At 56.1% G+C, this 25,558-nt stretch carries 20 protein-coding genes and 1 pseudogene; 15 read left to right on the forward strand and 6 right to left on the reverse strand.

Translation table 11 applies throughout. From position 1 onward, the window contains the following. Window positions 1–56 precede the first annotated feature (56 nt). Entirely contained in the window at window positions 57–425 is a 369-nt protein-coding gene (locus tag AC2FNR_RS03855; RefSeq protein WP_170355278.1) for a response regulator, read from the forward strand. A gap of 11 nt (window positions 426–436) precedes the next feature. On the opposite strand, the gene AC2FNR_RS03860 is transcribed toward AC2FNR_RS03855, so the two are convergent. The 3 genes from AC2FNR_RS03860 to AC2FNR_RS03870 all read right to left on the reverse strand — a co-directional run bounded on the left by AC2FNR_RS03860 (window position 437) and on the right by AC2FNR_RS03870 (window position 6,106). After that, complete coding sequence (locus tag AC2FNR_RS03860) at window positions 437–2,050, reverse strand: adenylate/guanylate cyclase domain-containing protein (RefSeq protein WP_496848098.1); 1,614 nt, start codon at window positions 2,048–2,050, stop codon at window positions 437–439. Further along, window positions 2,047–5,127, reverse strand: coding sequence for a response regulator (locus AC2FNR_RS03865; RefSeq protein ID WP_496848099.1), 3,081 nt, complete (start codon window positions 5,125–5,127; stop codon window positions 2,047–2,049). The genes AC2FNR_RS03860 and AC2FNR_RS03865 overlap by 4 nt, the downstream gene beginning before the upstream one ends. 205 nt (window positions 5,128–5,332) lie before the next feature. After that, window positions 5,333–6,106 carry an IclR family transcriptional regulator gene (locus AC2FNR_RS03870; RefSeq protein ID WP_496848100.1) on the reverse strand — a complete coding sequence of 258 codons (774 nt, stop codon included), beginning with the start codon at window positions 6,104–6,106 and terminating at the stop codon, window positions 5,333–5,335. Between the two features lie 273 nt (window positions 6,107–6,379). On the opposite strand from AC2FNR_RS03870, the gene AC2FNR_RS03875 reads away from it, so the two are divergent. The 6 genes and pseudogenes from AC2FNR_RS03875 (at window position 6,380) to AC2FNR_RS03900 (ending at window position 12,189) form a co-directional block, all read left to right on the forward strand. Then, window positions 6,380–7,129, forward strand: coding sequence for an SDR family oxidoreductase (locus AC2FNR_RS03875; RefSeq protein WP_496848101.1), 750 nt, complete (start codon window positions 6,380–6,382; stop codon window positions 7,127–7,129). Between the two features lie 16 nt (window positions 7,130–7,145). Then, window positions 7,146–7,991, forward strand: a complete 846-nt coding sequence (locus AC2FNR_RS03880; protein ID WP_496848103.1) for a fumarylacetoacetate hydrolase family protein — start codon at window positions 7,146–7,148, stop codon at window positions 7,989–7,991. Between the two features lie 71 nt (window positions 7,992–8,062). Next, window positions 8,063–9,276 (forward strand): annotated as a pseudogene (locus tag AC2FNR_RS03885) (enolase C-terminal domain-like protein). 67 nt (window positions 9,277–9,343) lie between these two features. Beyond that, window positions 9,344–10,318: a sialic acid TRAP transporter substrate-binding protein SiaP gene (locus AC2FNR_RS03890; RefSeq protein WP_496848104.1), complete on the forward strand. Its 975-nt coding sequence runs from the start codon at window positions 9,344–9,346 to the stop codon at window positions 10,316–10,318. Window positions 10,319–10,375: 57 nt separating this feature from the next. After that, window positions 10,376–10,918 (forward strand): TRAP transporter small permease, encoded by a 543-nt coding sequence (locus AC2FNR_RS03895; protein WP_480482295.1) that lies wholly within the window; start codon window positions 10,376–10,378, stop codon window positions 10,916–10,918. Next, entirely contained in the window at window positions 10,909–12,189 is a 1,281-nt protein-coding gene (locus tag AC2FNR_RS03900) for a TRAP transporter large permease (RefSeq protein WP_480482293.1), read from the forward strand. The genes AC2FNR_RS03895 and AC2FNR_RS03900 overlap by 10 nt, the downstream gene beginning before the upstream one ends. Window positions 12,190–12,246: 57 nt before the next feature. Here the strand turns inward: AC2FNR_RS03900 and AC2FNR_RS03905 are convergent, their stop codons facing one another. Further along, entirely contained in the window at window positions 12,247–14,139 is a 1,893-nt protein-coding gene (locus tag AC2FNR_RS03905) for a DEAD/DEAH box helicase (RefSeq protein ID WP_496848107.1), read from the reverse strand. 273 nt (window positions 14,140–14,412) lie between these two features. After that, window positions 14,413–15,165, reverse strand: a complete 753-nt coding sequence (locus tag AC2FNR_RS03910) for a TetR/AcrR family transcriptional regulator (RefSeq protein WP_496848109.1) — start codon at window positions 15,163–15,165, stop codon at window positions 14,413–14,415. A 139-nt stretch (window positions 15,166–15,304) separates the two neighbouring features. Here AC2FNR_RS03910 and AC2FNR_RS03915 point away from each other — a divergent pair, with 139 nt between their 5' ends. From AC2FNR_RS03915 to AC2FNR_RS03950, 8 genes are all read left to right on the forward strand, one after another. Continuing rightward, the gene (locus AC2FNR_RS03915; RefSeq protein WP_170356329.1) at window positions 15,305–16,411 is read left to right on the forward strand and encodes a sugar ABC transporter substrate-binding protein; all 1,107 of its coding nucleotides are present in this window, start codon (window positions 15,305–15,307) and stop codon (window positions 16,409–16,411) included. Between the two features lie 88 nt (window positions 16,412–16,499). Next, the gene (locus AC2FNR_RS03920; protein ID WP_496848110.1) at window positions 16,500–17,465 is read left to right on the forward strand and encodes an ABC transporter permease; all 966 of its coding nucleotides are present in this window, start codon (window positions 16,500–16,502) and stop codon (window positions 17,463–17,465) included. Between the two features lie 10 nt (window positions 17,466–17,475). Next, window positions 17,476–18,984 carry a sugar ABC transporter ATP-binding protein gene (locus AC2FNR_RS03925; RefSeq protein WP_496848111.1) on the forward strand — a complete coding sequence of 503 codons (1,509 nt, stop codon included), beginning with the start codon at window positions 17,476–17,478 and terminating at the stop codon, window positions 18,982–18,984. A 10-nt stretch (window positions 18,985–18,994) separates the two neighbouring features. After that, window positions 18,995–19,936 (forward strand): ABC transporter permease, encoded by a 942-nt coding sequence (locus tag AC2FNR_RS03930; RefSeq protein ID WP_480482284.1) that lies wholly within the window; start codon window positions 18,995–18,997, stop codon window positions 19,934–19,936. Continuing rightward, on the forward strand, window positions 19,933–20,967 hold the full coding sequence (locus AC2FNR_RS03935; protein ID WP_496848112.1) for a zinc-dependent alcohol dehydrogenase: 1,035 nt from the start codon (window positions 19,933–19,935) through the stop codon (window positions 20,965–20,967). The genes AC2FNR_RS03930 and AC2FNR_RS03935 overlap by 4 nt, the downstream gene beginning before the upstream one ends. 24 nt (window positions 20,968–20,991) lie before the next feature. Next, a complete protein-coding gene (locus AC2FNR_RS03940) occupies window positions 20,992–21,549 on the forward strand; it encodes a hypothetical protein (RefSeq protein ID WP_170755804.1) in 558 nt (185 codons plus the stop codon). Between the two features lie 23 nt (window positions 21,550–21,572). Then, the gene (locus tag AC2FNR_RS03945; RefSeq protein WP_480869885.1) at window positions 21,573–23,075 is read left to right on the forward strand and encodes an aldehyde dehydrogenase family protein; all 1,503 of its coding nucleotides are present in this window, start codon (window positions 21,573–21,575) and stop codon (window positions 23,073–23,075) included. After that, a complete protein-coding gene (locus AC2FNR_RS03950) occupies window positions 23,075–24,673 on the forward strand; it encodes a GMC family oxidoreductase (RefSeq protein WP_496848113.1) in 1,599 nt (532 codons plus the stop codon). The genes AC2FNR_RS03945 and AC2FNR_RS03950 overlap by 1 nt, the downstream gene beginning before the upstream one ends. A 54-nt stretch (window positions 24,674–24,727) precedes the next feature. Here the strand turns inward: AC2FNR_RS03950 and AC2FNR_RS03955 are convergent, their stop codons facing one another. Beyond that, window positions 24,728–25,546 (reverse strand): aldo/keto reductase, encoded by an 819-nt coding sequence (locus AC2FNR_RS03955; RefSeq protein WP_496848114.1) that lies wholly within the window; start codon window positions 25,544–25,546, stop codon window positions 24,728–24,730. Between the last annotated feature and the right edge of the window lie 12 nt (window positions 25,547–25,558).

A 25,558-nucleotide genomic window follows, 5' to 3' on the forward strand; every position in this document is an offset into this window, starting at 1 on the left:
CCCGATTTAAGCCGATTGAAATGTAAAACGCGCGGATGCGCATTGGGGGGTGGATTTTGGTTAAAGTTCTGCTGGTGGAAGACAATGAAATGAACCGCGATATGCTATCGCGCAGATTGACCCGTAAAGGGTTTGCGGTCGTGGTTGCAAAAGACGGGTTAGAGGGCGTTGCCATGGCGGGCAGCCAGTCTCCGGACATCATATTGATGGATATGAGCTTACCTGAGATTGATGGCTGGGAGGCAACACGGCGCATCAAGGCCAACTCAGACACAGCTTCGATCCCGGTTGTCGCGTTGACTGCTCACGCAATGGCCAGCGACAGGGAAAAAGCGTTGGACGCGGGTTGTGATGATTTCGATACTAAGCCCGTTGAACTTAGCCGCTTACTGGAAAAGATGGAAAACCTGTTGCCCGCGTCCTAGTGGCTGCACAATTATCCCGCTGCAGGTTTGCGCCGCATAACGAAAAACGTACGAACCTGACCTTTGCCTTTGACACGAATATCGGCAGGTTCGGAAAGGTCAAATCGGTGTTCGATCTGTTTGGCTGTTGTTTCGGAAACTTGAACCCGGTTTGGCGCACCGGTTGATTCCATACGGCTAGCCATATTCACTGTGTCGCCCCAAACGTCGTAGAGAAATCGGTGTGATCCAATTATGCCAGCGACCACGGGTCCGCTGTGGATGCCAATTCTGACATCCATGGGGTGATCCAATTCATGGTTCAGAAATTCGACCACTGCCAACATGCGAAGTGCCATTTCTACGACCACTTCGGCATGGTCACCCCGATGATCCGGAACGCCAGCGGCCGCCATATACGCATCCCCGATTGTTTTGATCTTCTCTACGCCGAGTTCTGACGCGATTTCGTCAAAGTCTGAGAAAACGCGGTTGAGGTTGTGAACCACATGGGCAGGCGGCAGTTTGGACGACAACTCGGTGAATCCAACAAAGTCCGAAAACAGAACAGTTGCTTCACTGTGGCGATCGGCGATCATTGTTTCACCGTCATTCATGCGTGCCACGATTTTCTGCGGCAGGATGCTGTGGAGAAGTTCCATATATTTTTGTTTTTCCGATTCCACTTGCCGAAGGTACTCGCGTTCGCGGTCCCTCCAACGCCGTTTTTCGAGGGCGGCGCTGATCCGGGCTTTCAGTAGGACGGGGTTGAACGGTTTGGGCAAATAGTCCTCGGCTCCGGCCTCGATGCAGCGCGCGACGCTTTCGAGTTGGTCCAGGGCCGAGATCATTATGACCGGAATCTCGCGGTAAGCGTCATCATCCTTTAATCGGGCCAAGACATTGAAGCCGTCAATATCGGGCATCATTAGATCAAGCAAAACCAGATCGAACGCGTGTTGCGCCATCATCTTCAGGGCTGTTCGCCCTCCGTCCGCGGTTTTGACTTCATGGCCGTCCCGTTCCAACCGACGAGCCAAAAGATTTCTGTTTGCCTCAAGATCATCCACAACGAGGATGCGCCCGATCAGCCCGGCGGTATCCGCAATTTGTTGGGTAGACTGCATGCTCTGGGTGAGTTTTGTGAACATTTCGGCGGCGTCGTCGGACGCTTCCGGAAGGCCAAACCCCCCGTTCGGTTGATGGTCGGACAAAGCCGACAGCCTGTCGATATGTTGCAGCAAAGCGTCGGTGTGCTGAAGCAGGCCCAGAATGTCGGGTTTCAATTGACCTGCGTTCAGTGCTTCCAAATCCTCCAGAAGCATTTCGCTATAGCCCTTGATTGCGTTCATGGGTGTTCGCAAGTCGTGACGCAGTCGTTTTATTCCTTCATCACCGCTGATTGTCAGCTTTATCGCCATTTCGGGACGAAGCAGCTGATCGACAAATGCGTTCAATTCGGTTGCCGCTCTGGAAATACGGCTCAGGTCGGATACGGCATCCTCGGGGACCATCCGTCTAGCTTCGTTCTCAAGTATATCGCAAAGCCCGACAATCACGCTGACCGGAGATATCAGCGTCTGACGTAAATTCGCTAACCACAATGCTTGCGCTTGTTGGGCTTTGGTGTCCGGTAGGTCGGTCACGGCCGATGTTTCCGTGAATCTGAGCTTGGCAGAATTTCATTCAACTGATTCAAGATTGTTTCGATTTCATCCCCGTCCTTGCGGATCAGCGTCTGAACGGAACCATTCAAACGTTTCCGATCTTCGTTCGACAGAGTCTTAGCCGTCACGATAACAACGGGTATCTCTTTCCACTGATCATTCTTCCTCATCCTCGCAAGGAATTCGAAACCGTCCATTTCGGGCATCATGAGGTCAAGCAATATTACATCGGGCACTGCTTTCGAAAGCTGATGTAACGCATCCAGCCCGTTGACAGCCTGATCTATCTTCCAGCCTTCCTTCTCAAGAACGCGGGAGATGAATTCGCGGGTCGCTGCTTCGTCCTCGACAACCAGAACGCTCGGCGTCGGCTGACTGGGGCAATGGTCCTTTAGGGCGCTCAGAAGTTCGATGGTATCAATCGGCTTGGCGAGGTATTCACTGGCACCCAAAGACAAGCCCCGTTGACGGTCTTCTGCAAAGGTAAGCATGATGACCGGGATATTAGCCAGTTCGGGATCATCCTTCAGTTTGGAAAGAACCGCCCAGCCGTCGACCTCAGGCATGAACACATCCAGGGTTATCGCATCTGGCCGCACTGTCCGAGCGAGCTCCAGAGCATCCTCACCCCTAGTCGAAGCCAAAACCCGGTATCCTTCCCGATGCAGTCGCCGACCTAATAGGTCATGTACAGTAGGGTCATCATCCACCAGCAAGATAAGCGGAGCGTTCGGATCAATGTTCGGATCGTTTTGGGAGAAGTCCGAGACCTTTAGCCGATCAACTGACGGATCTTGGCAGATGCGCGGCAGTCTAATTGTAAAAGTGGAGCCTTCGCCCAAAGCGCTAGTGCAATGAACGTCGCCCCCCAACTGTTCACAGAACACCTTGGTAATCGACAAGCCCAAACCAGTCCCGCCATAGTTTCGTGTCGTAGAAGAGTCCGCTTGGGTGAATGCCTCAAAAACCCGGTCGACTTGCTCGGGCGTTATTCCGATCCCGTGGTCAATAACTGAAAACTCAATTAAATCAGCCTCGCTCGACGGTGTAACCGACAGCACGACGTCTCCGTTCTCGGTGAATTTGCAGGCATTGGACAACAGATTGAGAAGCGCCTGACGTATCTTGGTCAGGTCGCAAACCATGTCACCTATGCCTTCGGAGCATTGAATTTTCAGCGTATTTCGGTTTTTTTCGGCCAGCGGTTGCATAGTTGTGCCGACATCATTGACCATCTGGGCGACGTCGAAGGATTCGAGATTGAATTCCATCTTCCCAGCTTCGATTTTGGACAAATCAAGGATGTCGTTGATCAATGCGAGCAAGTGTTTGCCAGCCGACTGAATCTTACGAAGATCGCTCAGGTTTGCTTCGTCATTCTGGTCTATGGCTTCTTCCAGCATCAATTCGCTATAGCCGATAATCGCGTTCAGCGGCGTGCGAAGCTCGTGGCTCATATTTGCAAGAAAGGTGCTTTTGGTCTTGTTGGCAGTTTCCGCGATGTCTCGGGCCACACGCAACTCACGTTCCGCTTGCTTTTGGGTGGTTATGTCACGGCCATAAATGTTTGCGTACCCGCCTTCCGCAATGGGCCACAGCAGAAGGGAATAGATGAGGCCGCCCGCTTCATACTCGAAATCTTGTCGTTCATCATATTGCAAACCCTTGCTGACGCGTTTGCGCCAGCCGGTCCCTACGCGATCCCCGACTTTTAGTTGCAATGCGTTGATCAAAGGGGCGCTTGCTTTGTTTGCATAGATTAACTGACCCTGACTGCTGATGCGCAGTACAGGATTTGGATTTTCTTCCGGGATACGCGCCAATTCTCGCATCCGGTTTTCGGCTTGCTTCAGTTGCGTGACATCCCGGCCATACAGATTGACGTGTTCAGCGTCGGGAACCGGCCAGAGCAGCAAGGTATAGACCATGCCGCCTGCTTGGTATTCAAAGTCCTGCCGTTCATTTTCTCGCAGGCCCATTTCAACACGCTGCATCCAATCCGAGCCAACCTTCGTTCCCACTTTCAAGCTCAGCGCGTCCAACATCGGCTTGCTGGCTCTGTTGGCGTATATCAAAGTACCATCGCTACCGATGCACATCACCGGGTTGGGGTTTTCCTCGGGTATCTGTGCCAGCTCGGCGTTGCGTGCTTCGACTTTTTTCAGATCGGACACGTCGCTGTAAATCGCGACTGTGGCGTTGTCGCGGGTTTTGCGTTCGCTTATTTTTATCCACCCCCCGGATGTTCGGCTTTGCATCTGGGTGCCTTCGGGATTGGCGTGGCGTTTCAAGCGTTGCACCAGCCATTCTTCTTCGCGCCCGACCGCATCAGCAATCACGTTGAGCGAAAGAGCTTTTCGAACAACCTGTTCAAAGCTCATACCTGGTTTGACCAGATCTTCATGCCCTGGATACAGCATCTTTCGATAGGTCTTGTTCGCAAGCACCAACCGGTCTTCGGAATCGTACAGAGCGAAACCTTCTGGAATTGTGTTTATGGCATCGACGAGTCCGTCCAGTTGTTGATCTGGTGGCGAAACACGTAATTGTCGGTCAAGAAACGCCGTTGCACAAAGGATCGCGGCGCTGTGTGCGACGTTCGTGTCGGTCTCACTGAATTCGGTCGCCCGCTCGCCTTGAAGCATGATGGCGCCAATAACTCGTCCAAGAGATTTGACAGGTAACACCATCGTGGCGACGGAGGTCTTGCTGTCATGTGCGCTATCTCGCTCTGGTGAAGCAAAGTGTACTTGTCGGTTGCCGGAAGTCAGCGCGTTGCCGATAAAGTCTTCGGCGATTGGGATTTGCTCAGAGCTCCAGACAACCCAATCCTTGTTGGCTTGTTCGGTAGTGCCTTCCAAATAGAAATCCCCACCCGGACTGAGCAAAGCGAACGCGCATTCGTCCATGACCAACAAGGTCTTCAGCTTGAGTGCGACTTGAAAAAGAAGTTGATCGGGATCAGGTGTTCTTTCAACTATGGACGCAATCTCTTCCAACATGGCTTGTCTGGCAGCGTCTGATTGATGTTCATGACGGCTTTTGGACTGATTCATGTCGCGCTCTCCATTTGGCGAGATCAGCGCATCACCGAAACACTGTTCTTCAGGTTTCCAAACTCGAAAACAGTTGAACGGAAGTCGGAAAGCAAAACAAGGTTGATTTCGTTTTGTTCTGATGCGGGCGGAACGTCCGAGGCTGTCGCTGTGGCTTGGCGGCGTAGGACCGGCGGCAGGGGAATTTGGCGGTATGCGTTACTATTCAACGGCCCGAGTAATAGGTCGAAAGCTCTTTAGACAAGTCGAGGAATTGCTGATGCACCTCGTCTATCGAAGGTACGTCCAACTGATCGATGCGTTCGACATACGGGCAGTTAATGGCGCAAATAGCGGTGCCTTCATGATCGAAAACAGGATAGGCTAGATTGGTAACACCGACTGCAGTTGCGGATGGCATCCTTTCGTAGCCAACTTCTCTGATGCGGGCGACATGTTCCATGAACTCGCCCCGGTCAATTTGTGGTTCGCCTCGCGCCAGCCGGTGGATGTCCAGAAGAGCCTCAATCTGTTGATCGGTGCGAAAGGCGGCCATGACCCGACCTGTCCCGGTGTTGCCCAACCCCATAACGGTACCCACGCGCAACGAAAACACCCAGTCACCTGGTGCCGCAACCGAGGCCACCACAACGATGTCACCATTGCTTTCCATACTCAGGTGGCAGGACTGCCAGGCGCGTCGTGTCGTCACGCGCATTTTGGGTGTGGCAACTTCCAACAACCGCTCGACCGGTGGGTGGCGTTGCGACAGCGCAAACATCTTTAGGCTCAACGAATACAGGTCGTCGTCTTTGGAACGAATGACGTAACCGCGCCGGACCAGGGTGGACAGCATTCGGTAGATTTCGCTTTGCGACCGATCTAGAGCGCGGGCGATATCACCTTGTGTCAGTCCATCCCCGTGGAGCGACAAAAGCTCAATAATATCAATGCCTTTTTCGAGTGCTGGCGCACGATACTTTTCGGTTTGTTCCACCACGTCTTCCTCCTAGGGCGAATGCATAAAGCATCGTTTTGCCGACTGCAAAATGTCAATGTTGATTTATTAGTAAATACCTGATTTAAATATGAACAGAGGTGGAGGAATCAAGCGCGTCGGAGTTTTAGGAGGCCCGGCGCCTGCCAAGCCTGAGATTGCGAAATATTGCTGACCCAATGAGGTTAGAAGCCATATGGCTAAGAGTTGGCTAAGCAATTGCGCGTTTTGGGGAATGTGCCTTGTTGCATGACTAAAATTTTGGGACCGAGGAAAATGAAGCCAAGAAAAGGCCGCCTGGCCGGAAAAAAAGCGCTTGTTACTGCGGCGGGGCAGGGGATCGGCCGCGCAAGTGTTGAACAATACGTGGCCGAAGGCGCTGAAGTTATTGCTTGCGACATAAATGAGGATACGCTGGCCGAACTTGCGGCTGTCGAACGCGTCTCGGTGGTCAATCTGGATGTAACGGATGCTGTCGCGGTGGCCGAAGCAATCGCATCTGCGGGTGAAGTGGATATTCTGTTCAACTGTGCTGGATTTGTGGGCTCCGGAAACATTCTGGAATGCGACGACGCGCAATGGGATTTCAGTTTTGATCTGAACGTCAAGGCGATGTTCCGGTTGGCCAAGCTGGTTATCCCCGGAATGGTTGCCAGGGGCGGTGGTTCAATCGTCAACATGTCGTCGGTGGCGTCTTCGATCAAAGGGGTGCCAAACAGGTTTTCCTACTGTGCGTCCAAAGCCGCAGTGATCGGGCTGACCAAATCAATCGCGGCGGACTTCATTACAGACGGCATTCGTTGCAACGCGATTTGCCCCGGCACCGTAGACAGCCCCAGCTTGCACGATCGCCTGCGCGCGATGGGTGATTACGATCAGGCGTTGAAGGATTTCGTCGCGCGGCAACCTATGGGCCGGATTGGCCATGCAGACGAGATTGCAGCACTGGCGACCTATCTGGCCAGCGATGAAAGCGGATTTACTACAGGGCAGACTTTCGCCATCGACGGCGGCTGGACTGTGTGAGCAAGGAGAAACTTAGATGAAACTGCTGCGCTACGGACCCATGGGTCAAGAAAAGCCGGGGCTGCTGGACGGAAACGGCGCGATCCGTGATTTGTCGGGCGAAGTCGGTGACATCGCAGGCGCCGCGCTGAGTGATGACAGCCTCGCGCATCTGCGCGCGATTGACCCTGCAACCCTGCCGCTGGTCGAGGGCGACCCGCGCATCGGCGCGTGTGTGGGCCAGGTTGGCAAGTTCATTTGCATTGGCCTCAACTATGCCGATCACGCGGCGGAATCGGGCATGGACTTGCCCGCCGAGCCGGTGATTTTCTTCAAGGCCACATCTGCCATTATCGGCCCCAATGACACGGTCGAGATCCCCCGCAACTCGGTCAAGACCGATTGGGAGGTTGAGCTGGGCGTGGTGATCGGAAAAGAGGCCAAATACGTCTCGGAAGAGGACGCGCTGGACCATGTGGCGGGCTATTGCGTGGTCAACGATCTGTCCGAGCGTGACTTTCAGCTGCACCGCTCGGGGCAATGGGTCAAGGGCAAGTCGGCGGACACGTTTGGCCCCATTGGACCCTGGCTGGTGACCCGCGATGAGGTCGCGGACCCGCAAAACCTGCCGATGTATCTTGAGGTCAACGGGCATCGCTATCAGGACGGCTCGACCAAGACGATGCATTTCGGCGTTGCCACGGTGATCTCGCATCTGTCGCAATTCATGTCGCTGCAGCCGGGGGATGTGATCTCGACCGGGACGCCTCCGGGCGTGGGCATGGGGCAAGACCCGCAGACCTATCTGAAACCCGGCGACAAGATGGAGCTGGGGATCGAGGGACTGGGCGTGCAGCGGCAGGATGTAAAGGCCAGCGCATGACCCGCATCACCGGCATCCGAACTGAAGACTTGCGCTTTCCGACCTCGGACAGTCTGGACGGATCGGATGCGATGAACCCCGATCCCGACTATTCCACCGCGTATGTGGTGCTGGAAACGGATGGTGCGCATGAGGGCCACGGCCTCACGTTCACCATTGGGCGCGGCAATGAGATCTGCGTGGCCGCGATAAAAGCGCTTGGCGCGTTGGTCAAGGGTTTGGAATTGGATTGGATCACCGAAGATATGGGCCGCTTCTGGCGTCATATCACCGGGGACAGTCAGCTGCGCTGGATCGGGCCGGACAAGGGTGCGATCCATCTGGCGACTGGCGCGGTGGTGAATGCCGCGTGGGATTTGTGGGGGAAAGAGGCCGGGAAACCCGTGTGGCAATTGGTGGGCGACATGTCCCCCGAAGAGATCGTGCGCCTGATCGATTTTCGCTATCTGACCGATGCGATCACCTCGGACGAAGCGCTGGCCATGCTGCGCGCTGCCGCGCCGGGCAAGGCCGACCGCATCGCCAAGTTGAAAGCTGAAGGCTATCCCTGCTACACGACTTCGGCTGGTTGGCTGGGCTATCCTGACGACAAGCTGCGCCGCCTGTGTCAGGAGGCCAAGGACGCAGGTTTTACTCACACCAAATTCAAGGTGGGCCGCGACCTTGACGACGATATCCGCCGCCTGACCATCGCGCGAGAGGTTCTGGGCGAAGACATGAACATCATGATCGATGCCAATCAGGTATGGGAAGTGGATCAGGCCATCGACTGGGTCAAGGCCCTGTCCTTTGCGCGCCCGTACTTCATCGAAGAACCCACCAGCCCCGATGATGTATCTGGCCACAAGGCGATCCGCGAAGGGGTCGCGCCGGTCAAGGTGGCGACGGGCGAGATGTGCCAGAACCGCATCATCTTCAAACAGTTCATCAAGGAAGGCGCGTCGACATTGTTCAGATCGACAGCTGCCGGATGGGCGGGCTGAACGAGGTTCTAGCCGTCATGCTGATGGCCGAGAAATACAACTTGCCCGTCTGGCCCCATGCCGGGGGCGTGGGTCTGTGTGAATACGTCCAGCATATGTCCATGATCGACTACATCGCGATCTCGGGTGAGAAAGACAGCAAGCGGATCGAATATGTCGATCACCTGCACGAGCATTTCGTCGATCCCTGTGTGGTGAGGAACGGGGCCTATATGGCGCCGGAAAAGCCAGGGTTCTCGATCGAAATAAAACCCGAAACCATCGAAGACTTCCGCTTTTCAGAGGAACTGGCGGCGGAATGAAACAACCGCCTGACCGGGCTGAAGAAACCGGCGGGCATCTTAAATCAACCTGGAGGAACTACCCTAAATGTTTAACTTTGGAAAAACGGCCTTTGGGGCCGCCTGTATTTTTGCGCTTTGCGCAACGGCTGGCCTGGCACAAGAGACCCTGCGGTTTGGCCACGTCTATGAGGCTTCGACGCCTTATCACGCAGCAGCTGTACGTGCGGCCGAGCTGTTGGAAGAAAAGACCGACGGGCGCTACAAGATGGAGGTCTTCCCGGCTTCGCAATTGGGCAAAGAGACCGCGCTGAACGAGGCGCTTTCGCTGGGTACGGTTGACGCGATCTATACCGGCGTGGCTTTTCTGGGTCAGTCCTATGGCCCGATCAGCATCTCGGACTATCCGTTCACCATGCGGTCCTATGATCACTGGAAAGCCTATGTGAACTCGGATCTGTTCAATGAAATGGCGGCAGAATACAAAAACATTTCGGGCAATACCGTTGCGGCGATGACCTATTACGGCGCGCGTCACGTGACCTCGAACAAGCCGATCCTGGCACCCGCAGATATGGACGGGTTGAAAATCCGTACTCCGAATGCCCCTGCCTATCAGATGTTCCCCAAAGCCACCGGCGCAAACCCGACACCCATGGCCTTTGCCGAAGTTTATCTGGCCCTACAGCAAGGTGTTGTAGACGCACAGGAAAACCCGCTGCCCACCATCCAGTTCAAAAAGTTCTACGAGGTGCAGTCGAACATCAACCTGACCGGACATATCACCAACTCGCTTGCGGTTGTGGTGTCACCTGTGACGCTGGGCAAGATGGGCGATGACGGGCAGGCGCTGCTTGACGCATTGGCCGAAGCGGCCTCGAGCACATCGGATGAAATTGTTCAGTCAGAGGCTGAACTGGCTGATTGGTTCCGTGAACAGGGTGTTACCGTGAACGAGGTGGATCGCGCACCTTTCATGGCCGCCGTCGCGCCGCTGTTGACGGGCAATGACGTGCCTTGGGATGCTGAGACGTTCGAACGTCTTCAGGCAATCCAGGACTAATCTAGACTATGCCCGGCCTCGCGCCGGGCGCATTCTGACCGCACAAGGTGGCCCCGAATGACCCAGACCGAAACCCCGCCCGAGATCGACTTTGACGCACTGGCCGCCGAAGACGACGCTCATTTCCAGAATTTCCGCATCACAATCGGAGACTACGGTCTACTGGCCCTGTTCGGGTTGCTGTTTGGCGTGGTCTTTTTGCAGTTTTTCACGCGCTATGTGCTGAACGATTCAGTCGCGTGGACGGAAGAGGCCGCGCGATATCTGCTGATCCTTCTGGGCTTTGCCGGGGCGATCCGGTGTCAGGTTGTCGGCAGCCACATCGTTTTGGAATTTGTCGACAAATACTATGGGTTCCGCCTGCGTTGGGTCCATATCTTTGCGCTGGCGGCAACCTTCGTTTTGTTTGCCGTGATCATGTGGTCCGCGTGGGAGCTGATCCAAAGGACATCGTTCCAGCAAATGGTCTCATTGCCTTTCCCGAAATACTACCTGCACGCATGCGTCATGGCCTTAGCCGGGGCAAACCTGTGCGTCGTCGGTTGGCAGATTGTCTCGCGTTTGAAGCAGATTGCAAAAGGCGAAGACAAATGGGTCTGACTATTCTGTTCGTATCGCTGTTCGGCCTGATGCTGCTGCGGGTGCCGATCGCTTTCTCGCTCGCGCTGTCCTCGTTTGCTTACATTCTGTATTCTGGCCTGCCACCGGTTCTGTTGATGCATAACATGGTCAATGGCATGGACAGCTTCCCGCTGCTTGCCATTCCTTTCTTTATCCTCGCGGGCGCATTGATGAACTCGGCCGGGATCACCGCGCGGATCTTCGGATTTGCGCGCGCCATCGTCGGCTGGATGCATGGCGGTCTGGGCCACGTGAATGTGGGCGCCAGCATCATCTTTGCGGGCATGTCTGGCGCTGCCGTGGCCGACGCTGGCGGACTGGGTGCGATCGAGATCAAGGCCATGCGTGAGGCAGGCTATGATGATGATTTCAGCGTCGGGGTCACTGCCGCTTCGTCGACTATCGGGCCGATCATCCCGCCGTCCTTGCCGCTGGTGATCTTTGGCGTCATGGCGTCGGTGTCGATTGGCAAGCTGTTTGTGGCCGGGATTGTTCCGGGGTTGTTGATGGCAGCGGCGTTATCGGCGATGATCTGGTGGATGTCACGCACACGCAACTACCCGCGTGATGTCAGCTTTAGCCCCTCGGTCATCGCCACCCGGTTTCGGGCCGCGTTCCTGCCGCTGATGACCCCGGTCATCATTGTGGGCGGCATCGTCTCGGGGGCGTTCACTCCGACAGAGGCCGCTATCGGGGCTGCCGCCTATGCGCTGTTTCTGGGCACCATCGTCTATCGCACCCTGACTCCGCGTAAGCTGGCGGTGATCTCGCTTGAAACCATTGAGACGACGGCTGCGATCATGATGATCGTTGGCGCGGCCTCGGTGTTCGCATGGATCCTGACCGCCAATCAGGTCGCCGCGCATTTCGCAGAATTTGTGCTGTCATTTACCGACAGCAAGGCCGTTGTGCTGCTGTTGATCATGGCGGTTGTGCTGGTCGTGGGCCTGTTCATGGAGACCATCGCGGCGATTTCCATCCTCGTGCCGGTGCTGATGCCGGTGGCGGCACAGTTCGGGATTGATCCGGTGCATCTGGGCATCATCGTAATCTTGAACCTGATGCTGGGTCTGCTGACCCCGCCGGTGGGCATGGTGTTGTTCGTGCTGTCGCGCGTCTCGAAGGTGCCATTCGAACAATGCGTCCGCGCCACGTTACCGTTTCTGGTGCCGTTGTTGGCGGTCTTGCTGTTACTGACCTTCGTACCTTCGCTGGTTCTGTGGTTACCGAACCTTTTGTACGGCTCGTAAGGAGCGTTCAGGCGTTTGAGCAAGTTTCGAGCCGGCCGTTGATCGCCGGCTCGAACTTTACTTGGACCGCCTTGGCATCGCATTGCCGCCTTTTTCCGCTGCAGAGCGCGCGCGATTTTTCTTGCTGCTCGGTTTGCCCTTTGGTGGCGGCGGGCCTTTTGGGCGACGCGGAGGTTTGGCCGCCTGATCGCCAGCCTTGCCAGAGTCGCGCTTGGGTTTAGCGTCGGTTTTCGGCGTGTCAGGGGACTTTCGCTCGGGCTTCTTCCACGCCTTGGCTGGTTTAGGCTCGACACTGCGCGGGGGCTTTTTGCCGGTTTTGGCAAATTCCTTCTTGCTCTTTTCGCCTCGCTTGAAGCTGGGTTTGCCTGCTGCGTGGAAATCGGGGGCGGCGTCCAGTTGAACGATTGCCTTTGTACTCTCAATCGTCATCTCGGGACCGATGGCCTCCAGAAAACCCGCAACGCTGCTTTCGCGGATTTCGATATATGTCTCGGTCTCAGCGATGCGGATCGCTCCGACGTCCGATTTGGTAATGTTGCCCGCTTTGCAGATCATCGGCAGCAGGTATCTTGGAGACGCGTTTTCGTTGCGTCCCTCGGACACTGCAAACCAGACGCTCGGGCCGAACGGAGCACTTGGTTTGGGTCCAGGTTCTTTGACTTCGTTTAGTTCCTCGGGCGCAGAATGTTGTCGCGCGTATTGACGGACATAAGCCGCGGCAAGTTGTTCTGGTGAGAACTTCGACAGCAATTCATCCACGGAGTTACGTTCAGAGTCGGAGATGTCCAATTGCCAGTCATCTGAGTTGAACATTCTCTGCAGGTCTTGTGCATTCACCTCTTCGGCGGAGGGTGCGGCGCCCCATTCAGCCGTCAGCTTGGCGAATTTGAGCAGACGCTGAGCCTTTTTAAATGAAGCCGGGGGCACGATCAGTGCGCTGACGCCTTTGCGGCCCGCGCGCCCGGTCCGGCCAGAGCGATGCAATAGGGTTTCATGACTGTTTGGCAGTTCAGCATGGATCACCAGATCCAAGTTCGGCAGATCAATCCCGCGCGCGGCAACATCTGTGGCGACACAAACACGGGCGCGTCCGTCCCGCATGGCTTGCAGGGCATTGGACCGCTCACTCTGTGTCAACTCGCCTGACAGCGCGACTACGGGGAATCCGCGGTTCGACAATCTGGCGGTCAGACGGCTGACCATGGCACGCGTGTTGCAAAAGACGATTGCGTTGGGGGCTTCGTGATACCGCAGCACGTTAATGATGGCGTTTTCGCCGTCGCGTGGGGCGACGCTCATGGCTTTGTATTCGATATCGGCGTGTTGTGTACGCTCGCTGACGGTGCTGACACGCTGAGCGTCTTGTTGGTATCGTGTTGCCAGGCTAACGATGGCGCGCGGCACGGTCGCGGAGAACAAAAGGGTCTGACGGTCGATTGGGGTTTGCTCGAGAATGAACTCCAGATCTTCACGGAACCCGAGGTCCAGCATCTCGTCGGCTTCGTCCAGAACTACGGCGCGGACGTTCGTTAGATCTATCGAGCCGCGCATGATGTGGTCCCGCAAGCGCCCCGGTGTCGCCACAACGATATGCGCGCCTCGAGACAGGGCCCGGCGTTCATCCCGCATATCCATGCCGCCAACGCAGGATGTGATGTAGGCACCGGCATCTGCGTAAAGCCACCCCAGCTCTCGCTTAACCTGCATTGCAAGTTCTCGGGTCGGTGCGATGACCAATGCCAGGGGCGTATCCGCTGTGTCAAACGCCTGTGCATCGCCCAGAATGGTTGGGGCAATCGCCAAACCGAATCCGATGGTTTTACCCGATCCGGTCTGTGCCGATACCAACATATCCCGCATCTGCAGTTCGGGCGCGGTGACGGCCTGTTGGACGGGGGTCAGAGTGTCGTATCCCTTGCGCTTCAGCGCAGTTTCGAGCGTTTGTTTCATGGTTCAGCTTTCCTGGGTGATGCTGTCACCCTCAGAGCGTCCAACACACGGATCATAATCGAAGCGCTGCTCATACCGACAGAAGCTGAGGATGTATAGAGCGGAAAACGTGCGGCCCGACCGCTTGCGAACCTCGGAGCCTGTTTGCGCAACAGGTGGGTTTTCGCAGTCACAGAAGGTTGGTTACCCTTCAAAGTGATTGGCAAGAACCTGTTTCTTCAAGGCCGCACTGCAAAAGATTTAAGGCCGAAAGCGACTAGTCAAAAGCGGTTCTCAATTCTCCTGTGAGTCAGCTCGGACCAATCTTAAAACAGTTTCAATGTTGAAGGCCAAACGTTCGTCCAGCGCCTTTTCTTCCATAAGATCGCGCCCGAACAGAAACGAGCCCGTATGCCGGTTTGTCAGGTAATAATAGCCGATCGCGGCGATCGTGATATTCAACTGAGCAGCGTCGATGCCGCTTCTGAATTCACCTGTAGCCTGTCCCTTGACCAGGATTTCGTCCACCATTCCAACCAGACCGCGCATGGTTTCTGGCAGGTTATCAAGCGACTTTATGTGTCGCGCGCCATGCAGGTTTTCGCTGTTAACCAGTGTAATAAATTCAGGATTATCAAGATAATACTGCCAAGTGAACCGCACCAGGGTTTCCAGTGCATCAGTCGGGGACAAATCTTCGAGGTTCAATTCCCGCTCGGCCTTGCGGATATCCAGATAGGCTTCCTCCAGTACGGTTCGAAACAGGTCTTCCTTACTGCCAAAGTAGTGGTACAGCATGCGTTTGTTGGCTTCGGCCAGTTCAGCGATTTCATCAACGCGTGCGCCACCCAGACCCCGTTTGGCAAACTCACTCTTTGCGGCCATTAGGATTCTGGACTTGGTCGCCTCGGCGTCTCTTTTCTTTTTTGTTTTCGGTATTTCGGCCACGGCTAAACCCTTCTGATGAACCTTTCTATTACTCTGATGAGCCGCAGAGGTGTAGCCACATCTGTTTTGAATGAGCGATTGCCCCCTGTTTTCCATCATTCTTAACGCTTGACACATCATTTCGTAAAGAAGTAACTAGTTAGTGCATTAAAGGCGTGCATAGCCGCGATCAATGCCGCGCGTCCGAACCGGGTCATCAATCGCGGACCCAAGGTGCAGATCGTAATGGGAGGAAAATATGTCGTTCATCAAAAACTATATCGCGCAGGAGACGATAACCCGTCGTAACCTGTTGCTGGCATCAGCGTATGGTGTTGGCGGTGCAGCAATCTCTAGCATGTTGGGTGGAATGGCGCGTGCTGCCATCACGGACCCAACTGTTGCTTGGTCTTATCGCAATCGCACGAACCCATATTGGAATGAGATCGTGTCCGGCGGCGAGGCTTTTGTCGAAAGTCTGGGTAAACCCAAGGATTTCCTGACGCACCTGATCAACGAAGGCTCATCTGAGAAATCGCTGGCGGATGTAAAAGCGCTTTTGTCCAAGACAAATGGCGAACTCGCGTTGGCCATCGACACCAACGATGCTCCGAATGCGCGTCCGGTTGTGGAATCCTGTGTCGAAGCAGGGGCCTATGTTTCGACCCTGTGGAACAAGACCGACGACCTGCACCCCTGGGATTTCGGCGACAACTATGTCAGCCACATGAGCTGGTCCGACGAAGGCCCAGCCGAGCAAACCGCGCGCATTCTATTGGATGCCATGGGCGGTTCCGGTGGCGTTGTTCATCTGGGCGGTATCGCCTCGAATAACCCAGCGATCGAGCGGCTGGCCGGTCTGAAGAACGCGTTGAAAGACTACCCGAATGCCGAGTTGCTGGCGGCAGAGCCCGCCGACTGGGATACGCAGAAAGCCAATCAGGTCATGAGCGCGTTCCTCACCCGGTATGGGGATGACATCAAGGGTGTTCACTGCGCCAATGACACCATTGCTTACGGTGTGCTCGAGGCCCTGCGCGCGGAAGGCATCGAAGATATGCCCATCGTATCATATGATGGTAACCCGCAGGCGGTTGAGCTGGTGGGCGAGGGCAAGATCCTGGCCACCGTCTTCACCAACCCGCACTGGGGTGGCGGTATCACGGCGGCATTGGCGTATTACGCGGCCACGGGTCACTTCAAGCCCTCTGACGAACCAAACGAACACCGCGAATTCTATGGCCCGACCATCATGGTCCGCCCAGAAGACGCCCAAGCGTTCAAGGCCGAGTATCTGGACAGTGTCCCGACCTATGACTGGAAAGACTTCTGGTCCACGTCGAACGGCCAAATTCAATACAAATAATGTGATTGCGAGCCGGTCTCAGAGCCGGCTCGTACATTCGGGTCCGACTTGATCGACCACCACCAGTTCACTCAGTGGGAGGAAGCACGTGAGCAATGTGCTGACACGGGATGTTCTGATCAAATGGGCGCCCCTGATCGTCCTTTTGGTTTTGGTCCTGTTCTTTACGGCGATGGAGCCGCGCTTTTTTTCACTGCGCAACTTTGCGCGGATCGGAATTTCTTCGGCGCCGGCGCTGATGGTTGCTATTGGCGTGACATTCATCATCATCATGGGATCGATCGACTTGTCGATGGAAGGCACGGTTTCGGTTTGTGCCGTGGTGTTTGCTTTTGCTTTCATTGCTTTGGGTGGCTCGTTGGCGTCCTGGGCGTGGCTTGCCATCCCTCTGGCCTTGCTTGTCGGCGGGGTAATCGGGTTGGTGAACGGACTTGTGCATGTCTTGCTGAAGATACCGTCGTTTATGGCGTCTCTGGCAATGGGTTTCGTCGGCACTGGTTTCGCGCTGCTGCTGACAGGGGGCGACCGCATCCGAGTGGAGGACGACCTGTTCCGTTCGCTGCTGACCGAGCGTTGGTTCGGATTTCCCATCATGTGCTATGTCGCACTTCTGTTTCTACTGATCGCTTGGTTCATCCAGTCCCGTACGACACTGGGCCGTAACTTCTATGCTGTTGGCGGGGGCGAGGAACTGGCTCATGCTTCAGGTCTAAACGTCAACCGCGTGCGGATCATGGGGTTTGCACTGGCCGGTGTCTTTTATGCGGTCGGCGCGTTGTTGGCCGTGGGGCGGATCGGTATTGCCGAGACAGCGACAGGGTCGAATTTCATGTTCGTGTCGATCACCTCGGTTGTGGTGGGTGGTACTGCTCTGTGGGGCGGGATCGGCGGTGTCTGGAATACGCTGATCGGTGTGTTGATCGTGAATGTCATTAACAACGGCATGGTTGTGATCGGATTGCCCGGCTACGTGCAAGACGGTGTTCTGGGCATATTGGTCATCGCCGCGGTGGTTCTATCGACCGACCGCAAATCCGTAACCTTCGTGAAATAGGGGCGGGCAGATGTACGAACTGATCAATGTCGACAAGAAATTCCCCGGCGTCCACGCTCTGAAATCCGTGGACTTCAAGATCGGGCGCGGCGAGATCGTGGGCCTCGTTGGCGAAAACGGTGCGGGCAAATCCACCCTGATGAAGGTCATCTATGGGGCATACCAACCCGACGGCGGCGACATCACCATCGACGGCACTAAGGTTCGGTTCCAGAACCCGCGTCAGGCGATGGATCACGGTATCGGCATGGTGTTTCAGGAACAATCGCTGATAACCAACCTGACCGTGATGGAGAACATCTTTCTGGGGTTCGAGCAGCAATTCGTGAGCTACGGCGTTATCAACTGGAAAGCCATGGCCGAGGCCGCGCGCAAGCAACTGTCTAAGGTCAAACTGGACATCGATCCGGCGATGACAACGTCGAAACTATCCTTTGCGCAGCGCCAGCTGGTGGAACTGGCCAAGGTGCTGACCCTTGAAGAACGGATCGACGGCGATCTGGTCATCCTGCTGGATGAACCAACCTCAGTTTTGGCAAAGGAAGAGGTCGAGTTGTTGTTTTCGCTTGTGCGTGAGCTGACAAAACGGGCGTCGTTCATCTTTGTCAGCCACCGAATGGACGAGGTTCTGGACCTGTCCGACCGTATCTATGTGATGAAAGACGGCGAAGTTGTAGACGTCGTCGCCCACGACGATGCGAATGTTGATGCGATCCAACACAAGATGGTCGGGCGCGATGTCGACAAGGAATATTACCGCGAGCAGAAGCAAAAACCTTATCAGGTTGAGGCACAGCCGCTGGTTGCCTTCCAGAACGTGACTGCAACGGGAAAGTACTCGGACATTTCATTCGATCTGCGCCCCGGCGAGGTTTTGTGTCTGGTCGGTACCGAAGGCTCGGGACGCGAGGCGATCTTGCGCACGATCTTTGGGCTCGAAACTCCATCTACCGGTGCCGTAAGCATCAAGGGCGTTCCCGTCAGCAAATTCAACGCGCAAGTCGGGGTCGCCAACGGCGTTGGTTACATCCCTCGCGAACGCAAGGTTGAAGGGATCGTCGCAGGCATGAGCGTTTACGAAAACATGACGCTCAGCCAGATGGGAAACTATGCCAATTCGGGCGTGTTGCGGATTGGTGAGGAAAAAACGCTGGCTCGACAATGGATCGATCGTTTGGCGATCAAGACACCAGATGTCTACAAGGATTGTGGCGGGTTGTCGGGCGGCAACCAGCAAAAGGTTGTGCTGGCCAAGTGGCGCTCGGCCGGGTCCGATATCATCCTGCTGGATCACCCGACGCGCGGTCTGGATATCGGCGCCAAAGAAGATGTCTATGACATGGTACGCGAGATGTCGGATGACGGCGTCGGCATCATTCTGGTCGCTGACACTTTGGAAGAGGCCATTGGCCTCAGCCACACGATTATCGTCCTGAAGGACGGTATCGCCCAGAAACGTTTCGATTGCAGCCCAGGGGACAAACCGTCGCTGTATGACCTTGTCCATCACATGATCTGAGGGCGAACACATGAGTTTTGAACGCATCAAACCGCATTTGCCCTGGATCACTCTGTTGGTTCTGGTTCTGGTCGTCGGGGCTGCAGATTCCAACTTTTTGCGCCCTTCCAACTTGATTTCGATGGCGGCGGATATCGTGCCGCTGTTCATCATGGCGCTTGGCATGACGTTCGCAATCTATATCGGCGGGATAGATTTGTCTGCGCAGTCGGTTGCCAACATGACCACAGTCGTGGCCACGATTGCCCTGCCAACCTTTGGCATTGGTGCCGCGTTGATCTGCATTCTAGCCGGTGTTGTGCTGGGCGGGGTTTCGGGCTTTGTCACGACGCGCTTGTTTGTGCCGTCCTTTATCTCGACCCTTGCGGTTGGCGGCATCGCCTTTTCCGCCGCACAATACATGTCAGGGCAGCGCGCGCTGTTCATGGACGCCACACTTCGGGATTCGACCTTTGGTTGGATGACCGGATCGCTGGCGGGCATCCCCAGCGAATTGTTCATCGCCGCCGCGTTGGTTCTGGGTGCATGGTTCCTGCAATCACGCACCACCTTTGGCCGTGCGCTCAAGGCTGTGGGGGCGGGGGAACCTGCCGCCGTGGCCTCGGGCCTGAATGTAAATCGCATCAAGATCATGGCGTTCGCTCTGTCCGGTGGACTGGCGGCGATTGCGGGCTTGCTGTTTGCAGTGAAATTGTCCGGAGGCTCTCCCACTCTGGCAAACGGGTTCCTGCTGCCTGCCATCGTCGCGGTTTTGGTGGGTGGGACACCGCTGACCGGTGGTGTGGGCGGAGTGATCAATACCCTGATTGGCACTCTGATTGTGGCTGTGATCCGGTCCTCGATGCTATATTTTGAGGTCGACGCGACACAACAGCAGATGGTGTTTGGCCTTATTCTGATTGTGGCCATCGCACTGACCATCGACCGAACCAAGCTGAGGGTTGTGAAATGACCCCGACCATGCGAGCGGCGGTGCTGACCGAACCCGGTCGGTTCGAGGTCACTGACGTCGCACGCCCCAACCCAGGCCGGGGTGAAGTTCTGGTTCGCATCATACGGGTCGGGATTTGCGGGACCGACATGCATATCTTTAACGGCCACTACGCGGCCGACAGCCTGCCCCTGATACCCGGTCATGAATTTACGGGCACAATCGCCGAGTTGGGCGAAGGCGTAGCCGGCCTGACGGTTGGTGCGCCGGTTGTGGTCGATATGAATATCGGTTGCGGCACCTGCTATTGGTGCCGCCGTAATGAAATCCTGAACTGCCCCGAGATGCAGCAGATGGGTATCACCATGGATGGCGCCTTTGCCGAATACATCTGCGTCCCCGCGCGCCTTGTTATTCCAGCTCCGCAGGACACAGCTGCCGAAGTGTTGGCGTTGACCGAACCTTTGGCCTGTGTTGTGCGCTGTGCGCGTAAAGCCAACATCACATTTGGCCAGTCGGTCGTGGTACTGGGCGCGGGCCCCATCGGTAACCTGCACGTACAACTCTTGCGCACGATCGGGGCGGCGCCGATCATCGTTGCGGATTTGTCCAAGGCGCGTGTGAACATGGCGCTCGAGGTCGGGGCGGATGTTGGTGTCACCGATCCAGACCAACTGGAACAGGTGGTCAGGGATCATACGGATGGTCGCGGTGCTGATGTGGTGATCGAAAGCGTTGGCCTGCCTGCTCTTTATCAACAGGCCACCAAACTGGCTCGAAAAGGGGGTCATATCGCGGCCTTTGGACTGACTGGTGCAGGAGAGACCCTGCCTGTCGATATCCTGCAAACCATCCTGCAAGAGAATTCGATCAAAGGTTCTGTCGCTGGGATGGGGCAGGATATGCATGACGCGCTGACCCTGTTGACCCACGGTCGGATAAAAACTGAACGCTTTACCCAAGCGATTTATCCGCTGGATTGCATTCAGGAAGCATTTGACAGTTTCCAGGATCGTCCGACTGATCTGAAAACCCAAATAACGATGACGTAAACGCCAGAGAGGGAGGAGCTCAGCATGACCGTCGAAGTCTATACATCCAAACCAGAAGGCATGATCCCAAACAGCCGTTTTCCCCTGCTGATCCATCGAGGAGCGATCCCAGGTGGCGGCGTGGATGCCGTCAAGGCCCGGTTCCGCGCAAATGGCTGGGGCAACAACTGGGAATATCCGGGCGTTTACGAGTACCCGCATTTCCATTCGACATCTCATGAATGTCTGGGATGCGCGCGGGGCTGGATGGAGTTTAACCTATCTGTCGAAGGTTGGACTCGGGTACGGATCGAGGCTGGCGATGTTATCGTCATGCCTGCGGGTGTCAGTCATGAGATGGTCGGCCGATCCGACGACATCATGATGTGTGGCGGTTACGCCGGGGGCCGCGACTGGGACAATATTCAAGAGGCTTTTTTGACTCCGGAAATGTTCCAGGCGGCCGCCAAACGGATCATGATGCTGCCGATTCCGGATAAAGACCCTGCGACCGGTGAAATTCTGCACCAATGGCATGATGCGCCGTCCTCGGTGGATGGTGGGTGGAACGATTTCCGCGATGGCCTGGACGCCTCAGCCTGACGCTTTTTCTCGGAGCCCCGACTATGGACCAAAACGCACAGATACTTACACCGCCTTCCGAGCCCCGTGAATTTGGGTTCTTCATGGACGGCAAATGGGTTCCCGCCGGTGATCGCGACGTGTTCGAGCGGTCCTCGCCGGGTCATGGCGTGCCGGTCACGCGCATCCCGCGCTGTACCGAGGATGATCTGAACGAGATCGTCGCATCGGCGCGCACGGCGTTCGATGATCGCCGCTGGTGCGGGTTGTCCGGGTCTAACCGCGCGGCTGTTTTATTGAAAGCGGCCGATCTGATCCGCCAGCGCACCGATAAGATCGCCTATTGGGAAACGTTGGAGAACGGCAAGCCCATCGCGCAGGCGCGGGGCGAGATTGGCGGTTGCGTTGGTATGTTCGAATTCGCTGCCGGTCTGGCGCTAGCTTTGCATGGGGAGAGTTTCAACAACAGCGGCGATGGCGCGTTGGGGATTGTCACCCGTGAGCCGGTTGGCGTTGTCGGCCTGATCACGCCTTGGAACTTCCCTTTCCTGATCCTGTGCGAGCGGGTGCCTTATATCCTCGCTTCGGGCTGCACGATTGTTGCCAAACCTTCCGAGGTGACCAGTGCCACGACTTTATTGCTGGCCGAGATCCTGTCGGAAGCAGGATTGCCGGATGGTGTGTTCAATGTGGTCACCGGATCAGGCAGCGTGATCGGCCAGAAGCTGGCGGAACACATGGATGTGGATATGCTGTCCTTTACCGGCTCGACCGCTGTTGGCCGCTCGGTCGTTGCGGCGGCGGGGCAGAGCAATTTCAAAAAGCTGGGGTTGGAACTGGGCGGTAAGAATCCGCAGATTGTCTTTGCTGATGCGGACCTTGAAGATGCAGCCGATGGTGTGGCCTTCGGCATCGCGTTCAACACCGGCCAGTGTTGCGTTTCCGGTGCGCGCCTTTTGGTCGAACGCTCGATTGCAGAAAAGTTTGCAGGCATGGTCGCGGACAAGCTGCGCAAGGTCCGCGTGGGCGATCCGTTGGACGAACGCACCCAGGCGGGCGCGATCACGACAAACGCGCAGAACCGCACCATCCTGTCCTACATCGCCAAGGGTCAGGAAGAGGGCGCGACCCTGCTGATCGGGGGCGGAACGCCCGAAATCTCGGGCGGGCAATATATCGACCCGGTGGTATTCACTGATGTGACCAACGACATGGCCATAGCGCGCGAAGAGATTTTCGGCCCGGTTCTGGTTGTGATCCCGTTTGATACGATTGACGAAGCGATCTCGATTGCCAACGATACTGAATACGGTCTGGCGGCAAGTGTTTGGACCAAGAATATCGACAAGGCGCTGACCATCTCTCGCCGCGTTCAGGCCGGACGGTTCTGGGTCAACACAACTTTAGCTGGGGGGCCTGAACTGCCGATTGGCGGGTTCAAGGCGTCCGGTTGGGGCCGCGAGGCCGGGATGCACGGCGTCGAGGAATATACGCAGATCAAGTCGATCCATGTCGAGATCGGCAAACGGTCGCATTGGGTAGAGTAATGGCAAACGGATTTGACTATATCATCGTTGGTGGCGGATCAGCGGGCTGTGTTTTGGCCAATCGCCTGACCGAAGACGGCGCCGTCAGGGTGCTGCTGCTTGAGGCGGGCGGAAAGGACAATCACCCGTTGATCCACATGCCTGTGGGCTTTGCCAAGATGACGGACGGGCCGCATACGTGGGGTTTTAACACCGTCCCGCAAGTCAACGCCAATAACCGTGAGATCCCCTATGCTCAGGGCCGGGTGATCGGTGGTGGAAGCTCGATCAATGCCGAGGTGTTCACGCGCGGCAACCCGGTCGATTATGACCGTTGGGCTAATGAGGAAGGGTGCGAAGGCTGGGCCTTCAAGGACATCCAGAAGTACTTCATTCGGTCCGAACGCAATGCAATCCTGTCCGGAGACTGGCACGGGACCGAAGGGCTTTTGGGTGTGTCCAACATCCCGGACCCGCAAGAGATGACCCGCGCCTTTGTGCGCTCGTGCCAAGAGGCGGGCATCCCGTATAACCCCGACTTCAACGGGGCGGTTCAGGAAGGTGCAGGCGTTTACCAGACGACCACCTGGAACGCGAAACGCTGCTCGGCTGCTGTGGGATATCTGAAACCGGCGATGTCGCGCGGGAACCTGACGGTCAAAACTGGGTGTCAGGTGCATCGGATTGTCATCGAAAATGGCCGGGCGACCGGAGTGGAATTTGATCAGGGTGGACAGGTTGAAACCGCATCGGCGGATCAGGAGGTGCTGGTCACTTCGGGCGCGATCGGAACACCCAAGCTGATGTTGCTGTCGGGTGTCGGCCCCGCCGCGCATCTGCGCGAGCACGGGATCGAGGTGAAGCAAGACTTGCCCGGTGTGGGTGAGAACCTGAACGACCATTTCGGCATCGATATCGTGGCCGAACTGAACGGGCACTATAGTCTGGACAAGTACAACAAACCTCATTGGGCGGCCTGGGCCGGAATACAGTATTACTTGTTCGGCTCGGGGCCTGTGACCTCGAACGTGGTTGAAGGCGGGGCGTTCTGGTATGGCGACGACACGGCCCCCGTGCCGGATTTGCAATTTCATTTCCTTGCAGGTGCCGGTGCCGAGGCCGGGGTGCCCAGCGTGCCCAAAGGCAGCTCGGGTATTACGCTGAACTCATACACTGTGCGTCCCAAGGCCCGTGGTACAGTGCGCCTGCGGTCAAACAAGGTCGAGGATATGCCGCTGGTCGATCCCAATTTCCTGGGTCACCCGGATGATCTGAAAATCTCGGTCGAAGGGGTGAAATACAGTGTCGAGATTTTCCGGCAGAAAAGTCTGCAAAACTACATCCGCAAAATTCACTTCCCCGGTGACAACGTGAAAACACAGGCCGAATACGAGGCCTATGCCCGCCAATATGGACGGACATCTTATCACCCGACATGTACCTGTAAAATGGGTGTGGATGAGATGGCTGTCGTTGACCCGCAAATGCGGGTGCGCGGGATTGACGGCATGCGGATCTGCGACAGTTCAGCCATGCCCAGCCTGATTGGGTCTAACACGAACGCACCGACGATCATGATGGCCGAAAAAGCGGCGGACATGATCCGGGGCAATCACTGAAATCGATTTACCTCCCCGAACTGGCGGCGCCTTGAATGGGCGCCGCTTTTTTCTTTAGTCCCAATCGGGGGCCCAAGGCACCAAGTCTTCGGTGACGATCCGATAACCTGCCTGGGTCATGGCGTCGATCCGATCCATATCAACGTTGGACAAGATGAAATCCATCACGTCAAAATTGGCCTGAATGTTAGCGCGTTTTGTAGACATGGTGTTGATCGGAACACCTTTTTGCAAAATCCAACGCAACACGACCTGTCCGGCGGTTTTTCCGTAGCCTAGACCGATCTCGGCAAAAATCGGGTGCTTGAACACCTCTCCGCGCGCCACCGAGCAGTAGGACGACAAAGGGATGCCTGTTTCAGAGGCGGCTGCCAGAAGCACATCTTGGTTCAGCAGCGGGTGAAACTCGACCTGATTGGACACGATCGGTGTTTCGATGATCTTGACTGCGTCTCGCATCATTTGCGCGGTATAGTTTGAGACGCCGATGTTCTTTGCCAGACCCTTTGCATGAGCCTGTTCAAGCAATTTCAAAGATGGCGCGATATCCCCCCCTATAGGTGGCCAGTGCAACAACAGGACGTCCACGTAATCAAGGCGAAGCTTCTTAAGGCTTTCTTCCACGGATGGCAGGAACGCGTCGTCACTGAAATTGTCCGGATGCACTTTGGTCGTGACGCACATTTCATCTCGTTTCAGGCCAATTTCGGCCAGCGCGTCACCGGTTTCCTTCTCATTTTCATACATTTGAGCGGTGTCAAAGGACCGATACCCGATCTCGGCTGCAATCGCCATCGAGTCGCGAAGTTCTGCTCCGGTCAGGGGGAATGTGCCGAAGGTACGCTGATAAGTGTTTTGAAAATAGATGTTCACGGTGATCCTCCC

It is taken from the genome of Ruegeria sp. SATB045 (assembly GCF_059613525.1).

Bases quoted from the DNA above. Each gene is read 5' to 3' on its own strand.
- AC2FNR_RS03865 (WP_496848099.1), bottom strand. From the start codon at position 5,127: ATGAATCAGTCCAAAAGCCGTCATGAACATCAATCAGACGCTGCCAGA.
- AC2FNR_RS03875 (WP_496848101.1), top strand. From the start codon at position 6,380: ATGAAGCCAAGAAAAGGCCGCCTGGCCGGAAAAAAAGCGCTTGTTACT.
- AC2FNR_RS03880 (WP_496848103.1), top strand. From the start codon at position 7,146: ATGAAACTGCTGCGCTACGGACCCATGGGTCAAGAAAAGCCGGGGCTG.
- AC2FNR_RS03890 (WP_496848104.1), top strand. From the start codon at position 9,344: ATGTTTAACTTTGGAAAAACGGCCTTTGGGGCCGCCTGTATTTTTGCG.
- AC2FNR_RS03895 (WP_480482295.1), top strand. From the start codon at position 10,376: ATGACCCAGACCGAAACCCCGCCCGAGATCGACTTTGACGCACTGGCC.
- AC2FNR_RS03900 (WP_480482293.1), top strand. From the start codon at position 10,909: ATGGGTCTGACTATTCTGTTCGTATCGCTGTTCGGCCTGATGCTGCTG.
- AC2FNR_RS03905 (WP_496848107.1), bottom strand. From the start codon at position 14,139: ATGAAACAAACGCTCGAAACTGCGCTGAAGCGCAAGGGATACGACACT.
- AC2FNR_RS03910 (WP_496848109.1), bottom strand. From the start codon at position 15,165: ATGATGGAAAACAGGGGGCAATCGCTCATTCAAAACAGATGTGGCTAC.
- AC2FNR_RS03915 (WP_170356329.1), top strand. From the start codon at position 15,305: ATGTCGTTCATCAAAAACTATATCGCGCAGGAGACGATAACCCGTCGT.
- AC2FNR_RS03925 (WP_496848111.1), top strand. From the start codon at position 17,476: ATGTACGAACTGATCAATGTCGACAAGAAATTCCCCGGCGTCCACGCT.
- AC2FNR_RS03930 (WP_480482284.1), top strand. From the start codon at position 18,995: ATGAGTTTTGAACGCATCAAACCGCATTTGCCCTGGATCACTCTGTTG.
- AC2FNR_RS03935 (WP_496848112.1), top strand. From the start codon at position 19,933: ATGACCCCGACCATGCGAGCGGCGGTGCTGACCGAACCCGGTCGGTTC.
- AC2FNR_RS03940 (WP_170755804.1), top strand. From the start codon at position 20,992: ATGACCGTCGAAGTCTATACATCCAAACCAGAAGGCATGATCCCAAAC.
- AC2FNR_RS03945 (WP_480869885.1), top strand. From the start codon at position 21,573: ATGGACCAAAACGCACAGATACTTACACCGCCTTCCGAGCCCCGTGAA.
- AC2FNR_RS03950 (WP_496848113.1), top strand. From the start codon at position 23,075: ATGGCAAACGGATTTGACTATATCATCGTTGGTGGCGGATCAGCGGGC.